The 15,595-nt window shown below is 70.5% G+C and carries 9 protein-coding genes and 1 pseudogene; 5 read left to right on the forward strand and 5 right to left on the reverse strand.

From position 1 onward, the window contains the following. Positions 1 to 450: 450 nt before the first annotated feature. The 3 genes from BLW04_RS01640 to BLW04_RS01650 all read left to right on the forward strand — a co-directional run bounded on the left by BLW04_RS01640 (position 451) and on the right by BLW04_RS01650 (position 2,824). A complete protein-coding gene (locus tag BLW04_RS01640) occupies positions 451 to 1,452 on the forward strand; it encodes a chymotrypsin family serine protease (protein ID WP_091536471.1) in 1,002 nt (333 codons plus the stop codon). A 24-nt stretch (positions 1,453 to 1,476) separates the two neighbouring features. Further along, on the forward strand, positions 1,477 to 1,692 hold the full coding sequence (locus BLW04_RS01645) for a hypothetical protein (RefSeq protein ID WP_091536473.1): 216 nt from the start codon (positions 1,477 to 1,479) through the stop codon (positions 1,690 to 1,692). Positions 1,693 to 1,783: 91 nt separating this feature from the next. After that, a complete protein-coding gene (locus tag BLW04_RS01650; RefSeq protein ID WP_091536476.1) occupies positions 1,784 to 2,824 on the forward strand; it encodes an LLM class F420-dependent oxidoreductase in 1,041 nt (346 codons plus the stop codon). Between the two features lie 192 nt (positions 2,825 to 3,016). Here the strand turns inward: BLW04_RS01650 and BLW04_RS01655 are convergent, their stop codons facing one another. From BLW04_RS01655 to rplJ, 4 genes and pseudogenes are all read right to left on the reverse strand, one after another. Further along, positions 3,017 to 6,922 carry a DNA-directed RNA polymerase subunit beta' gene (locus BLW04_RS01655; protein ID WP_091536478.1) on the reverse strand — a complete coding sequence of 1,302 codons (3,906 nt, stop codon included), beginning with the start codon at positions 6,920 to 6,922 and terminating at the stop codon, positions 3,017 to 3,019. Positions 6,923 to 7,050: 128 nt separating this feature from the next. After that, a complete protein-coding gene (rpoB, locus tag BLW04_RS01660) occupies positions 7,051 to 10,443 on the reverse strand; it encodes a DNA-directed RNA polymerase subunit beta (protein ID WP_175483865.1) in 3,393 nt (1,130 codons plus the stop codon). 705 nt (positions 10,444 to 11,148) lie between these two features. Next, a complete protein-coding gene (gene rplL / locus BLW04_RS01665; RefSeq protein WP_091536483.1) occupies positions 11,149 to 11,535 on the reverse strand; it encodes a 50S ribosomal protein L7/L12 in 387 nt (128 codons plus the stop codon). 134 nt (positions 11,536 to 11,669) lie between these two features. Beyond that, positions 11,670 to 12,194 (reverse strand): annotated as a pseudogene (rplJ, locus tag BLW04_RS01670) (50S ribosomal protein L10); the annotation flags it as partial. A 366-nt stretch (positions 12,195 to 12,560) separates the two neighbouring features. Between rplJ and BLW04_RS01675 the strand changes: the two are divergent. Both BLW04_RS01675 and BLW04_RS01680 read left to right on the forward strand, forming a co-directional pair. After that, positions 12,561 to 13,880 carry an SAM-dependent methyltransferase gene (locus BLW04_RS01675; protein ID WP_254780938.1) on the forward strand — a complete coding sequence of 440 codons (1,320 nt, stop codon included), beginning with the start codon at positions 12,561 to 12,563 and terminating at the stop codon, positions 13,878 to 13,880. A gap of 71 nt (positions 13,881 to 13,951) precedes the next feature. Next, positions 13,952 to 14,713, forward strand: a complete 762-nt coding sequence (locus BLW04_RS01680; protein WP_256375454.1) for a DUF1295 domain-containing protein — start codon at positions 13,952 to 13,954, stop codon at positions 14,711 to 14,713. Positions 14,714 to 14,859: 146 nt separating this feature from the next. Here the strand turns inward: BLW04_RS01680 and rplA are convergent, their stop codons facing one another. Then, the gene (gene rplA / locus BLW04_RS01685) at positions 14,860 to 15,579 is read right to left on the reverse strand and encodes a 50S ribosomal protein L1 (protein ID WP_091536490.1); all 720 of its coding nucleotides are present in this window, start codon (positions 15,577 to 15,579) and stop codon (positions 14,860 to 14,862) included. Positions 15,580 to 15,595 lie beyond the last annotated feature (16 nt).

Consider the following 15,595-nt stretch of genomic DNA (forward strand, 5'->3'; position numbering starts at 1 on the left):
CCCTCGGAACCGGTGATCGTCAACGACCTCCGGGCACCCAGGTGCACCGCGAACGGGAGCAAGGCCCAGATATCCCTGGGCACGGCTGACCACGATACCCGGGCATCGGAACCCGGTCAAAGCCGGGGTCCGACGCCTGCGCGGGCACCGCGCCGGCCGTCGGGAGAGGGAACGGGTCCGCGGGCCCGACACATTCCCCTGCGACGCGCCGTCCGTGGGTACCGGCCACCGCGGGCGGCCGGCGCGGGAGTGGCCGTGGAGGCCAGTATCGCGCGCGAACCGGTCGGAGCGCCGGCCGGAACCGTACCTCCCGGTGAATGTGTAGCCCGGCGCGCGTCCGGGCGGGATGGTCACCGGGCCACGTGTCGTTCTCGCCGTTCGCGTCGCTCCCGTCACCCCCTCCCCCTACCGTCGGGGCCGACCCGCTCACCCCGATCCCTGGAGGCCGCCGTGCTCCCCGACTCCGCCCGTGAGCTCAAGGCTCGTCTGTCGCGCCTGCTGTCCGAGGCGCCGCCCGGGAGCGTCACCACCAGCGCCGTGAACGACGGTGAACTCGCCGGTACCGGGGCGACCCGCTGGAGCGGGGTGGCGCTCGGCCTGGCGCCCGTAGGGACGGACTCTGTGCACCTGGCGATCCGGCTGGTCGACCGCGCCGACGCCGAGGTGGTCCTCAGCGGTCTGGGCGACGCCGCCCGGGCCGAGGTCGACGTCCGGGTGATCGGTCGGGTGCAGGCTCTGTCCTCACTCACCCCGGGCGAGCTGCAGCAGCGCGTGCGGCCACTGCGCCCGGGCCTCTCGATCGGTCATCCCCACGTGACCGCCGGGACGCTGGGCGGCTTCGTCCGGCGGCCGCGGTCCAGCGGGCTGCTGGTGCTGAGCAACAACCACGTGCTGGCCGACAGCGGGTCCGGCCGTGCAGGCGACCTGGCGCTGCAGCCGGGCGCGGCCGACGGCGGCGCCACGGCCGACCGGATCGGCGTGCTGAACTCCTTCGCGAACCTGAGCGCCGAACCCGGCAACCTCGTCGACGCGGCGCTCGCCACGCTCGACGACGGCGTCGAGGCCGACCCGGGCGGCTATCCCGGGGGCCAGCTGGCCGCCCTGGTGGCCGCGGTGGACGACATCGACCCAGAGGAGGCGGTGGAGAAGGTCGGGCGTACGACCGGGCACACCCACGGTCGGGTCACCGCGGTGGAGGTGGACGGGGTAGGGGTCCAGTATGACGACGGAGTGCACACGTTCGACGATCAGGTGGAGGTCGAGGGGCTCAGCGGCGGGTTCAGCGCCGGTGGCGACAGTGGCTCGGTCATCTGGCGCAGCCGCGACCGGGCGCCGCTGGCCCTGCTGTTCGCCGGCTCGGAGACCGGGGGCAGCGCCGGCGGCGGGGTCACCTTCGGCAACCCGTTCGCCACCGTGCTGGCCACCCTGGGGGTGGAGTGGGTGTCCTCCTGAGCCGTTGAAGAGCACCATGGGTGCATGACGGACCGTGCCACTGCCCGTGCCGCGAAGATCACGCTGGCCACTCGCTTCGCCGGCGACCCCGGGGTAGCCGCGGTCGGGCTGACCCGCCGGGACGCGGAGTACGTGGTGCGGGTCGACCTGGTGGAGGCCGGCGCCGGCGCCCGGGTGCCCGACGACGTCGACGGCGTCCGCGTGGTCACCCACGTGATCGGGGTGGTGCGGGCGCTCTAGCCACTCTCGCCACCCGGGTGGCCGGGCCCGGCCGCGCTACGGTCCCCAGCGGTGGCGCCGACGAGTGCGCCACGAACGCCGAGGAGGGCACGTGCGCATCGGTATCCAGGCCAGCTATTCAGGGGGCTTCACAGAGACCGCGGCCGAGATTCGCGACCTGGAGGCGGCAGGGCTCGACGTCGTGATGTGCGCGGAGGTCTACACCTTCGACGCGGTCAGCCAGCTGGGCTACCTGGCGGCGGTGACCGAGACCGTGGAGCTGATGAGCGGCATCCTGCCCATCTACAGCCGCACCCCTGCCCTGACCGCGATGACCGCCGCCGGCCTGGACTTCGTCTCCGGTGGCCGCTTCACCCTCGGGCTGGGCGCCTCCGGCCCGCAGGTCATCGAGGGCTGGCACGGGTTGCCGTACGACGCCCCGCTGCAGCGCACGCGCGAGGTGGTGGAGATCTGCCGCCAGGTGTGGCGCCGCGAACGGCTGGTGCACGACGGCCCCAAGTACACCGTGCCACTGCCGGCCGACCAGGGCACCGGGCTGGGCAAGCCGCTCAAGCTCATCAACACCCCGGTGCGCGAACGGATCCCGGTGCTGCTGGCCGCGATCGGTCCGAAGAACGTCGAGCTGGCCGCCGAAATTGCCGAGAAGTGGGAGCCGATCTTCTTCCACCCCGAGCGCGCCGCCGACGTATGGGGCGCGCCTCTGGCGGCGGGCAAGGCCAAGCGTGACCCCACCCTGGGAGAGCTCGACGTCGTCGTCGGTGTGCCGGTTGCCATTGGTGGGAACGTCGACCACCTGCTGGAGGCAGTACGCCCCGGGGTGGCCCTCTACGTCGGCGGAATGGGCGCGAAGGGCCGGAACTTCTACAACGACCTGGCCCGCCGCTACGGCTACGAGGCCGAGGCCGAGGCCATCCAGGAGCTCTACCTGGCCGGCCGAAAGGACGAGGCAGCGGCCGCGGTGCCCGAGGAGCTGGTGCGGGCCACGTCGCTGATCGGACCGGAGTCCTACGTCGCGGAGCGGATCGCGGCGTTCGCCGAGGCCGGCGTCACGACGATCAACGTGCAACCGATGGACGACAGCCGCAAGGGGCGTCTGCGCACCGTCGAGACGATGCGCCGGCTGGCCGGCTGAACTCGCCGGGCCGCATCCCGGGACCTGCCCCCCCAGAACCCGTTGATCATCGGCGGGTGGCTGCTCGACACGCCACCCGGGGCAGCCACCCGCCGATGATCGACGGAAGCGCAGGCGAGGACTCCCCAGGACACCACAGACCACAGAGGGCCCCCAGGCATCGCCTGGGGGCCCTCTCTGTCACTCAGCGCGTCAGCGCCAGTCGTACTCCTCGAGCCGGACTGCCTCACCGGTTCCCTGACCGAAGACGTCCGGGCTGTAGTACTGCCCGTCGTCGTAGCCGGCCATGGTGTACACCGCGGCGCGGGCCTCCTCGGTGGGCTCGACCGTGATGTTGCGGTAGCGGCTGATGCCGGTACCGGCCGGGATGAGCTTCCCGATGATCACGTTCTCCTTCAAGCCCAGCAGGCTGTCGCTCTTGCCCTGGATCGCCGCGTCCGTGAGCACCTTCGTCGTCTCCTGGAAGGAGGCCGCGGACAGCCACGACTCCGTCGCCAGCGACGCTTTGGTTATCCCCATCAGCACCGGGCGCGCCGAGGCCGGCTCGTTGCCCTCGGACACGACCCGACGGTTCTCGGTCTCGAACAGCGTCCGCTCGACGAGCGCACCCGGCAGGAACTCCGTGGCACCCGAGTCGATGATGGTCACCCGCTTCAGCATCTGCCGGATGATCACCTCGATGTGCTTGTCGTGGATCGACACGCCCTGGCTGCGGTAGACCTCCTGGACCTCGCGGACGAGGTGCAGCTGCACCTCGCGTGGGCCCATGATCCGCAGCACCTCGTGCGGGTCGACTGCACCCTCGGTCAGCTGCTCGCCGACCTCGACGTGGCCGCCGTCCTCGACCCGCAGCCGCGAGCGACGCGACAGCTTCTCGTAGACGACCTCGTCGGAGCCGTCGTCCGGGGTGATGGTCAGCTTGCGGAACTGCTCGCTGTCCTCGATCCGGACCGAGCCCGCCAGCTCGGCGATCGGGGCCTTGCCCTTGGGAACACGGGCCTCGAAGAGCTCGACCACGCGGGGCAGACCGTGCGTGATGTCCGACCCAGCCACACCGCCGGTGTGGAAGGTGCGCATCGTCAGCTGCGTGCCGGGCTCGCCGATCGACTGGGCGGCGATGATGCCGACCGCCTCGCCGACGTCCACGAGCTTGCCCGAGGCGAGCGACCGGCCGTAGCAGGTGGCACAGGTGCCCAGCAGCGACTCACAGGTGAGCACGCAGCGGACCTTGACCTCGGCCACGTTGGCGTCGACCAGGTGGGCGATCAGCACGTCGCCCAGGTCGGCACCGGCCTGCGCGATGACCGTCCCGTCCTCGGCCACCACGTCGGCGGCCAGGGCGCGGGCGTACACGCTGGTCTCCACGTGCGGGTCACGGGTGACCCGCCCGTCGATGAGCGTGCCGATCGGCATGACCACGCCACGCTCGGTGCCGCAGTCCTCCTCGCGGATGATGACGTCCTGCGAGACGTCGACCAGCCGGCGGGTGAGGTAACCGGAGTCGGCGGTGCGCAGCGCGGTGTCGGCCAGGCCCTTGCGTGCACCGTGCGTGGAGATGAAGTACTCCAGCACGGACAGGCCTTCCCGGAAGTTGGCCTTGATCGGCCGCGGGATGATCTCGCCCTTCGGGTTGGCCACCAGGCCACGCATGCCGGCGATCTGGCTGATCTGCATCATGTTGCCGCGAGCCCCGGAGTTGACCATGACCCACACCGGGTTGGTGGTCGGGAAGTTGTCGACCATCGCCTGGCTGACCTCGGCCCGCGCACGGGTCCAGATCTCGATGAGCTCGGCACGCCGCTCGTTGTCGGTGATGACACCGCGCTCGTACTGCCGCTCGATCTTGCGGGCTTCGTCCTCGTGCCGGTCCAGGATCGCCTGCTTGCTCGGCGGGGTGACCACGTCGTCGATGGCGATCGTGATGCCCGCGCGGGTCGCCCAGTGGAACCCGGCCGCCTTGAGGGCGTCCAGCGTCGCCGCGACCTGCACCTTGGGGTAGCGCTCGGCGAGGTCGTTGACGATCGCCCCGAGTTCCTTCTTCGGCACCTGGTAGTTGACGAAGCGGTAGTCCTCGGGCAGCGCCTCGTTGAACAGCACCCGGCCCAGGCTGGTGTGCACCAGCGCCGGCTGACCCGGCTCCCAGTCCTCGGGGGCGACCCACGGCTCGTTGACCTTGCCGTTGTCGACGCCGAACACCTCGTCCAGGCGGATCCACACCCGGTCCTGGAGGCCCAGCACGCCACGGTCGTAGGCCATGACGGCCTCCGCTGTCGTGGAGTAGGCCACCGGCAGCTCGCCCTCGACCGGCTGGTGCTCCGACGCCTTGAGCGTCGTCAGGTGGTAGATGCCCAGCACCATGTCCTGCGTCGGCGCGGTGATCGGACGACCATCGGCCGGGCTCAGGATGTTGTTCGACGACAGCATCAGGATGCGGGCCTCGGCCTGCGCCTCGGCCGACAGCGGGAGGTGCACCGCCATCTGGTCACCGTCGAAGTCGGCGTTGAACGCGGTGCAGACCAGCGGGTGGATCTGGATGGCCTTGCCCTCGACCAGCTGGGGCTCGAAAGCCTGGATGCCCAGGCGGTGCAGCGTCGGCGCCCGGTTCAGCAGGACCGGGTGCTCGGTGATGACCTCCTCGAGCACGTCCCAGACGACCGGCCGCGCGCGCTCCACCATCCGCTTGGCGGACTTGATGTTCTGCGCGTGGTTGAGGTCGACCAGCCGCTTCATCACGAAGGGCTTGAACAGCTCCAGGGCCATCTGCTTGGGCAGACCGCACTGGTGAAGCTTCAGCTGCGGGCCGACGACGATGACCGAACGGCCGGAGTAGTCGACGCGCTTGCCGAGCAGGTTCTGGCGGAACCGGCCCTGCTTGCCCTTGAGCAGGTCGCTCAGGGACTTCAGCGGGCGGTTGCCCGGACCGGTCACCGGCCGGCCACGCCGACCGTTGTCGAACAGCGCGTCCACGGACTCCTGGAGCATCCGCTTCTCGTTGTTGACGATGATCTCCGGCGCGCCCAGGTCGAGCAGTCGCTTGAGCCGGTTGTTCCGGTTGATCACCCGGCGGTACAGGTCGTTCATGTCGCTGGTGGCGAAGCGGCCACCGTCGAGCTGCACCATCGGGCGCAGGTCCGGCGGGATGACCGGTACGCAGTCCAGCACCATGCCCATGGGCGAGTTCCGGGTCTGCTGGAACGCCGCGACGACCTTCAGCCGCTTCAGCGCGCGCAGCTTGCGCTGGCCCTTGCCGTTGCGGATGGTGTCGCGCAGCGAGATCGCCTCGGCGTCGAGGTCGAAGCCGGCGAGCAGCTTCTGCAGCGCCGCAGCACCCATGCCGCCCTCGAAGTACTCGCCGAAGCGGTCACGCAGCTCGCGGTAGAGGCCCTCGTCGGCGATCAGCTGCTTGACCTCGAGCTTGCGGAAGGTGTCCATCACCTCATCGAGGCGGTCGATCTCCCGCTGCGAACGGTCGCGCATCTGGCGCATCTCGCGCTCGCCGCCCTCGCGCACCTTGCGGCGCACATCGGACTTGGCGCCCTCGGCCTCGAGCTCGGCGAGGTCAGCCTCCAGCTTCTGCTGGCGACCCTCCACGTCGGCGTCGCGGCGACCCTCGAGGTTGGACTTCTCCGCGCTGATCTCGGCCTCGACGGTCGGCAGGTCGCGGTGACGCGCCTCGTCGTCGACAGAGGTGATCAGGTAGGCGGCGAAGTAGATGATCTTCTCGAGGTCCTTGGGCGCCAGGTCGAGCAGGTAGCCCAGGCGCGAGGGGACGCCCTTGAAGAACCAGATGTGGGTGACCGGGGCGGCGAGCTCGATGTGGCCCATCCGCTCCCGGCGGACCTTGGCCCGGGTCACCTCGACGCCGCAGCGCTCACAGATGATGCCCTTGAATCGGACCCGCTTGTACTTACCGCAGTAGCACTCCCAGTCCCGGGTGGGACCGAAGATCTTCTCGCAGAAGAGACCGTCCTTCTCCGGACGCAGCGTCCGGTAGTTGATGGTCTCCGGCTTCTTCACCTCACCGTGCGACCACTGGCGGATGTCGTCGCCAGAAGCCAGACCGATGCGCAGTTCGTCGAAGAAGTTGACGTCGAGCACGTGGCTACCCCTTTCCCGGGGCTAGATAGCTCTTGTTTCTCTGCACTTTGTCTGTGCTTGTTGCTGTGGCCTGGAGGCCGGGGAGAGTTTTCGCGGAGCTTGCGGAGCGAAAACTTTCCCCGGCCTCCTTAAACGTCCTCGACGCTGGAGGGCTCGCGGCGGGACAGGTCGATGCCCAGCTCCTCCGCGGCCCGGAAGACCTCGTCGTCGGTGTCGCGCAGCTCGATCGCCTGCCCGTCGCCGGAGAGCACCTCGACGTTGAGGCACAGCGACTGCAGCTCCTTGAGCAGCACCTTGAACGACTCGGGGATGCCCGGCTCGGGGATGTTCTCGCCCTTGACGATGGCCTCGTAGACCTTCACCCGGCCGAGGATGTCGTCGGACTTGATGGTCAGCAGCTCCTGCAGCGCGTACGCGGCACCGTAGGCCTGCATCGCCCAGCACTCCATCTCACCGAAACGCTGGCCACCGAACTGTGCCTTACCACCCAGCGGCTGCTGCGTGATCATCGAGTACGGACCGGTCGAACGGGCGTGGATCTTGTCGTCGACCAGGTGCAGCAGCTTCAAGATGTAGACGTAGCCGACCGAGATCGGCTCGGGGAAGGGCTCCCCGGACCGGCCGTCGAACAGCCGTGCCTTGCCGGTCTCCTTGACCATCCGGTTGCCGTCGCGGTTGGGGGTCGTCGAGCCCAGCAGGCCGATGATCTCCTCCTCGCGGGCACCGTCGAACACCGGCGTCGCCGTCCGGGTGCCCGGGCCGGAGGCCCGCGCGCCCTCGGGCAGGTTGGCCGCCCACTCGGGGGTGCCCTCGACCTGCCAGCCGGTCTTGGCCACCCACCCGAGGTGGGTCTCGAGGACCTGGCCGACGTTCATCCGGCCGGGCACGCCCAGCGGGTTGAGCACGATGTCGACCGGCGTGCCGTCCTCGAGGAACGGCATGTCCTCCTGCGGCAGGATCTTGGAGATGACGCCCTTGTTGCCGTGGCGCCCGGCCAGCTTGTCGCCGTCGCTGATCTTGCGCATCTGGGCCACGTAGACCCGGATGAGCTCGTTCACGCCGGCGGGCAGCTCGTCGCCGTCCTCGCGGGAGAAGACCCGGACGCCGATGACCTTGCCGGACTCGCCGTGCTTGACCTTGAGGCTGGTGTCGCGGACCTCGCGGGCCTTCTCACCGAAGATCGCCCGGAGCAGCCGCTCCTCGGGCGTCAGCTCGGTCTCGCCCTTGGGCGTGACCTTGCCGACGAGGATGTCGCCGGGGACGACCTCGGCACCGATGCGGATGACGCCGCGCTCGTCGAGGTCGGCGAGGACCTCCTCGGAGACGTTCGGGATGTCCCGGGTGATCTCCTCGGCACCGAGCTTGGTGTCGCGGGCGTCGACCTCGAACTCCTCGATGTGAATCGAGGACAGGACGTCGTCCTGCACGAGGCGCTGCGACAGGATGATCGCGTCCTCGTAGTTGTGGCCCTCCCACGGCATGAAGGCGACGAGCAGGTTCTTGCCCAGCGCCATCTCGCCCTCGTCGGTGCACGGACCGTCGGCCAGCACCTGGCCGACCTCGACCCGCTGACCCTCGTCCACGACCGGCGACTGGTTGATCGACGTGCCCTGGTTCGAGCGGCGGAACTTCAGCAGCCGGTAGGTCTGCCGGGTCCCGTCGTCGGCCATGACGGTGATGTAGTCGGCGGTGGAGTCCTCGACCACACCGGCCTTCTCGGCCACCACGACGTCGCCGGCGTCGACGGCGGCACGCAGCTCCATGCCGGTGCCGACCAGCGGCGCCTCGCTGCGCAGCAGCGGCACCGCCTGACGCTGCATGTTCGCGCCCATCAGGGCGCGGTTGGCGTCGTCGTGCTCGAGGAACGGGATCATCGCCGTCGCGACCGAGGTCATCTGCCGCGGCGAGACGTCCATGTAGTCGACGTTCTCCGGGGCCAGGTAGTCGACCTCACCGCCCTTGGTGCGGACCAGGACCCGCTCCTCGGCGAGCCGGCTGTTGGCGTCCAGCGGCGAGTTGGCCTGGGCGACGACGAACCGGTCCTCCTCGTCGGCGGTCAGGTAGTCGATCTGGTCGGTGACGGTGCCGTTCTCCACCTTGCGGTACGGCGTCTCGATGAAGCCGAAGGCGTTCACTCGGCCGAAGGAGGACAGCGAGCCGATCAGGCCGATGTTCGGGCCTTCCGGGGTCTCGATCGGGCACATCCGGCCGTAGTGGCTGGGGTGCACGTCGCGGACCTCCATGCCGGCCCGCTCACGGGACAGACCACCGGGGCCCAGCGCCGACAGGCGGCGCTTGTGGGTAAGGCCCGCGAGCGGGTTGGTCTGGTCCATGAACTGGGACAGCTGGCTGGTGCCGAAGAACTCTTTGATGGAGGCGACGACCGGCCGGATGTTGATCAGGGTCTGCGGCGTGATCGCCTCGACGTCCTGGGTCGTCATCCGCTCGCGGACCACGCGCTCCATGCGGGACAGGCCGACCCGGATCTGGTTCTGGATCAGCTCGCCGACCGTGCGCAGCCGCCGGTTGCCGAAGTGGTCGATGTCGTCGACGCCGTGGTCGGGCTCGCCGGCGTGCAGACGCACGACGTACTCGATGGTGGCGACGATGTCGTCCTCGGTCAGCGTCGAGGTGCCCTGCGGGACGTCGACACCCAGCTTCTTGTTCACCTTGTAGCGGCCGACCTTCGCCAGGTCATAGCGCTTGGGGTTGAAGAAGAGGTTCTCCAGCAGTGCCTGGGCCGACTCACGCGTCGGCGGCTCGCCCGGGCGCAGCTTGCGGTAGATGTCCAGCAGCGCCTCGTCCTGCCCGGCGATGTGGTCCTTCTCCAGCGTGGCCAGCATCGTGGGCGACCACTGGAAGTGCTCGCGAATGCGGTCCTCGGTCCAGCCGAGCGCCTTGAGCAGCACGCTGACCGGCTGACGCCGCTTGCGGTCGATCCGGACACCGACGGTGTCGCGCTTGTCGACGTCGAACTCCAGCCACGCACCACGGCTGGGGATGACCTTGGCGCTGTAGACGTCCTTGTCCGACGTCTTGTCCAGGGTCTTGTCGAAGTAGACACCGGGGCTGCGGACCAGCTGGGAGACAACGACGCGCTCGGTCCCGTTGATGACGAACGTGCCCTTGCTCGTCATGATCGGGAAGTCGCCCATGAACACCGTCTGGCTCTTGATCTCGCCGGTGGTGTTGTTCATGAACTCGGCGGTGACGAACAGCGGCGCCGCGTAGGTCATGTCCTTGTCCTTGCACTCCTCGAGGGACGCCTTGACGTCCTCGAAGCGCGGGTTGGAGAAGGACAGCGACATCGAACCGCTGAAGTCCTCGATCGGAGAGATCTCCTCGAGGATCTCGGCGAGCCCACCGATGGCCGCGGCCTGGTCGGCCTCGGCAAGGGTGGCCTTCCACTGCGGGCTACCGACCAGCCAGTCGAAGGAGGCGGTCTGCAGGGCCAGCAGATCCGGCACCTCGAGCGGCTCACGGATCTTCGCGAAGGAGACGCGGAGTGGGGCGCCGGGGATCTTCTGGGCGTCGGCGTCACCGGTGCGGGGGCCGGCCTGCGGCTCCTGCGGGGTGGTCTGAGTGGTACCGGACTCGGTGGTGCTGGGGGAGATACTGGTGGGGCGAGAGCCTGCCAAGATGCGTCCTTCCAAGGACCTCACGACGTGCGGGCGTACGGGTGCGGGTCGTCCTGGGTCGTCGTCGGTTTCGGCGGGGCTGCCTGCGACGGCCGGAGCACCCACCAGTGGGGTCAACACGAGGTGACCGGGATTCGATTCCGGGCACTCCAGGTGACCCGTGTCGGCGGGTCGGCAGTCAGAGGGCAGCGCAACAGGAGACCCTACCCCTGCTCTGCGCCGGTGTCCACGTCGGGCCGCCGGAGCGGCCGGGGACCCACCCCGAGGGGCGGCCGGCGCCGCCCGCCGCACCGGCGGCCGGGGAGACCGGCCAGCGGGTACGGCGCGAGCGGGGCGCTGTCAGCTGCAGATGATGCCAGCGGACCGGCACCGTGGGGACCGCCACGCCGATGACATGTGGACGGGCCGGCGGCAGCCAGTCGTCGGTGAGCAACGGGAGTTCGCTGCTCGCCCCGTCGGACGTGACGCACATCGCCGGGACCTCCGTCCAACGCAGCGAGGGCCGACCCACCGGAGTAGATCGGCCCTCGCTGGAGTGCGGGCGGTGCTGGTGGTGCTACCCGGCGGCCGGAGCCGCCGGGCGGGGGGTCACTTGACGGTGACGGTCGCCCCGGCGCCCTCGAGGGAAGCCTTGGCCTTTTCGGCGGCGGCCTTGTCGACCTTCTCCAGGACCGGCTTCGGCGCACCGTCGACCAGGTCCTTGGCCTCCTTGAGGCCGAGCGAGGTCAGACCGCGCACCTCCTTGATGACCTGGATCTTCTTGTCGCCGGCAGCCTCGAGGATGACGTCGAACTCATCCTGCTCGGCCGGGGCCTCGGCAGCGGCGCCACCGGCGGCCGGGGCGGCCGCAGCGGCGACCGGAGCGGCCGCGGTGACGTCGAAGGTGGTCTCGAACTCCTTCACGAAGTCCGACAGCTCCAGGAGGGTCATCTCCTTGAAGGCGTCCAGCAGCTCGACGGTGGAAAGCTTGGCCATGGTGTCTCCTTGGGGGGTCAGTCGGTGCTGGCCGCGGTGTCCGCGGCAGCAGCGGTGGTGTCGGGTGTGGTATCAACAGCAGCGGTGTCGTCGGCAGCAGCCGGAGCGGCCGTGTCGTCGGCGGCAGGAGTCGCGGAGCCCTCGGCGGACTCCTTCTTCTCCTGCAGCGCGGCGGCCAGCCGGGCGACCTGCGACAGCGGGGCCTGGAACAGCCCGGCAGCCTTGGTCAGGTTGCCCTTCATCGCGCCGGCCAGCTTGGCCAGCAGGACCTCGCGGGACTCGACGTCGGCGAGGCGGGTGACCTCGGCGGCATCGACCGTGCGGCCCTCGACGACGCCACCCTTGACGACGAGCATCGGGTTGGTGCGCGCGAAGTCGCGGATCGCCTTGGCGGCCTCCACCGGGTCGCCGGAGACGAAGGCGATGGCGGTCGGGCCGTTGAGCAGCGGGGCGAGGTCGGAGTGACCGACGGCGTCCACCGCCCGCTTCGTCAAGGTGTTCTTGACGACGGCGTAGCTGCTGCCCGCACCGAGGGAACGGCGCAGCTGGGTCAGCTGCGCCACGGTCAGCCCGCGGTACTCGGTGAGCACGGCCGCACTGGACTCCTGGAACAGGCTGGTGATCTCCTCGATCACCGCGGCCTTGGCCTGCGTGGGCATGGGCCTCCTCTCGTCTGTCGGGCGACCACCGGCCGGCGTGCACACGGACGTCGATGGCCCCGGAGACGGCGAACGCCCCGGCGCAGGGCGCACGGGGCGAGGTACGGCCGCGACCCGCGGGCACGGGGCCCAGGTCACGACGCGTTCGTCGTACCGTCCACCTGCGCGGGTCGCCCGGAGGTCCGGGACCTTCGATCGCACGCACGCGTGCGACGACCAGCGGTCTTGGGGGGAACGCAGGCAAGGGTACGCCATCGGCCGCGGGCGTCGGCCGGCGGTGCGGGGACGACGGCAGCACCGGGGCCATCCGGGCGTCGGGGTAGCACCGAACGCCTTCGCGGACCCGCCCCCGACGACAGGATGCCCGTGCCCACCACCCCTCCCCCCGACCGCTCCGTCGCCGGGCGCCTGGCCGCCGTCGCCACCGACGTGCTCGGCGACCTGCCGGTCCGGATCCGCGCCTGGGACGGCAGCCAGGCCGGCCCCGAGAACGCGCCCGTCGTCGTCCTGCGCAGCCGCCGGGCGCTGCGCCGGCTGCTGTGGAACCCGAACGAGCTGGGGCTGGCCCGGGCCTACGTCGCCGGCGAGCTGGACGTCGACGGGGACCTGGCCGAGGGGCTGTCCCAGGTGTGGTCGGTCATCGGCAGCCGCCCGCCGGCAGTGCCCCGCCGGCGCGACCAGCTGCGCTGGGCGGGGACCGCGCTGCGGCTGGGCATCCTGGGCCGCCGGCCAGCCGCGCCGCCGGAGGAGGCCGTGCTGTCCGGGCAGCGGCACACCACTGACCGGGACAGCGACGCGATCAGCTACCACTACGACCAGAGCAACGACCTCTACGCCGCCCTCCTCGACGAGCAGATGGCCTACTCGTGCGCGTACTTCCGCGCCGACCCGGCGACCGACCCGGGAGCCGCCGACGGCAGCTACACCGTCACCGAGGCACAGCGGGACAAGCTGGATCTGGTCTGCCGCAAGCTCGGCCTGCAGCCGGGCAGGCGACTGCTGGACGTCGGCTGCGGCTGGGGGTCGCTGATCCTGCACGCCGCCGAGCACCACGGCGTGCACGCCACCGGCGTCACCATCTCCGCCCAGCAGCGCGACCACGTGGAGAAGCTGGTCGCCGAACGCGGGCTCGCCGACCGGGTCAGCGTGCGGCTGCAGGACTACCGGGACGTGCCGGTCCCGCCCGAGGGTCGCTACGACGCGGTGTCCTCGATCGAGATGAGCGAACACGTCGGCCAGGGGCAGTACCCCGTCTACGCCGCCACGCTGCACCGCCTGGTGCGCCCGGGCGGGCGGGTGCTCGTGCAGGCCATGAGCCACGCGAGTGCCCCGGGCGGGGGCGCCTTCATCGAGCGCTACGTCGCCCCGGACATGCACATGCGGCCCACCTGGGACACCGTTGCACTGCTCGCCGCGCCGGGCCTCGAACTGCGAGACGTGGAGAGCCTCCGCGAGCACTACGTATGGACCGTGCAGGCCTGGGCCCGGCAGCTCGAAGACCGCTGGGACGACGTCGTCGCGCTCATCGGGGTCGCCGGTGCCCGCATCTGGCGCCTCTACCTGGCCGGCGGCGGGCTTACCTTCCGCGAGGGCCGGATGGGCGTGGACCAGCTGCTGTTCGTGCGGCCCACCGAAGGGGGTGGGTCCGGCATGCCGGCCACCCGCCGGGACTGGGTCCTCGGCTGACCGCACCCGGGCTGGACTGGGGCACCTTCGGCCTCGACGCGGCCCTCACCGCGGGAGCGGTCTGGCTGCTCCTGACCGCCACCTGGGTCGTCGCGCTCCAGCTCGGCCGGCACTCCGTGGTCGACATCGTCTGGGGCGCCGGGTTCACGGTGGTCGCCGTCCTCAGCGTGCTGCTGGCCGCCGCGCACGGCGTCGGGAACCCCGGACGAGGGTGGCTGGTCGTCGTCCTCACCGGCGTGTGGGGGCTGAGGCTGGCGGTGCACATCGCCCGGCGCAACGCCGGGCGCGGCGAGGACCCGCGGTACGCCGACATCGCCGCCCGGGCCGCCGGCTCCCCGGCCGCGCACCTGTACCGCCGGGTCTACCTGGTGCAGGCCGCGGCGATGTGGGTGGTCTCGCTACCGCTGCAGGTCGCTGCCCACCAGGAGGGGCCGCTGACCTCGGGTTGGGCCCTGCTGGTCATGGTGCTGGGGATCCTGCTCTGGGCCGTCGGGCTGTTCTTCGAGGCGGTCGGCGACGCGCAGCTGGCCCGGTTCACCGCCGATCCGGCCAACGCTGGGCGGGTCAACGACCGGGGTCTGTGGCGGTACACGCGGCACCCGAACTACTTCGGTGACGCCTGCGTGTGGTGGGGGCTGTTTCTGCTGTCGGCCCGGCACTGGTCGGGGTGGGTGTTCGTGTGCGCCCCGGCGCTGATGACCTGGACGCTGGCCCGCGGCACCGGAGCGCCGCTGACCGAGAAGCGGATGGCGACCTCGCGCCGCGGCTACGCCGAGTACGTGCAGCGGACCAGCGGCTTCGTGCCGCTGCCGCCCCGGGCCCGGAGACGGTGAGGGCCCTGAGACGCCAGAAGGGCCCCGCAGCGTACGCTGCGGGGCCGTTCTGCGGAGTCCTGTCGTCAGGCGGAGTGGAACGGCCCGACTCCGCGGCCCGGTCCGCTCCTCGCTCGTTCCTCGCTGCGATGCTCCCGGGCCTGTCGTCAGGCGGAGGGCTCGTCCACCAGCAGGTTGCGCGTCCGGTTCGGGTCGACCTGGATGCCGGGGCCCATGGTCGTCGAGACGGTCACCTTGCGGACGTACCGACCCTTGGCAGCCGAGGGCTTGGCGCGCAGTACCTCGTCGAGGGCGGCGGCGTAGTTCTCGACCAGCTTGGACTCGTCGAAGCTGACCTTGCCGATGACCAAGTGCAGGTTCGACTGCTTGTCCACGCGGAAGTTGATCTTCCCGCCCTTGATGTCGTTGACGGCCTTGGTGACGTCGGGGGTCACGGTGCCGGTCTTCGGGTTCGGCATCAGGCCACGGGGGCCGAGGATGCGGGCGATGCGGCCGACCTTGGCCATCTGGTCCGGCGTCGCGATCGCGGCGTCGAAGTCCAGGAAGCCGCCCTGGATACGCTCGATCAGGTCGTCGGAGCCGACGACGTCGGCGCCCGCGGCCTCGGCCTCGGCGGCCTTGTCACCGGTCGCGAAGACGATGACGCGGGCGGTCTTGCCGGTGCCGTGAGGCAGGTTGACCGTGCCGCGGACCATCTGGTCGGCCTTGCGGGGGTCGACCCCGAGGCGGATCGCGACCTCGACCGTGGCGTCGTACTTCGTGGTCGAGGTCTTCTTCGCCAGGCCTGCGGCCTGCAGCGGGCTGTACAGCGTGGCCTCGTCGACCAGCTCGGCGACCTTGCGGTAGTTCTTGCCGTGCTTCGCCATGGTGATTCCTCTCGGC

The organism is Modestobacter sp. DSM 44400, assembly GCF_900107175.1.
GTDB lineage: Bacteria > Actinomycetota > Actinomycetes > Mycobacteriales > Geodermatophilaceae > Modestobacter.

Coding starts and splice junctions, on each gene's coding strand:
- rplL (WP_091536483.1), bottom strand. CDS start 11,535: ATGGCCAAGCTTTCCACCGTCGAGCTGCTGGACGCCTTCAAGGAGATG.
- BLW04_RS01645 (WP_091536473.1), top strand. CDS start 1,477: ATGACGGACCGTGCCACTGCCCGTGCCGCGAAGATCACGCTGGCCACT.
- rplA (WP_091536490.1), bottom strand. CDS start 15,579: ATGGCGAAGCACGGCAAGAACTACCGCAAGGTCGCCGAGCTGGTCGAC.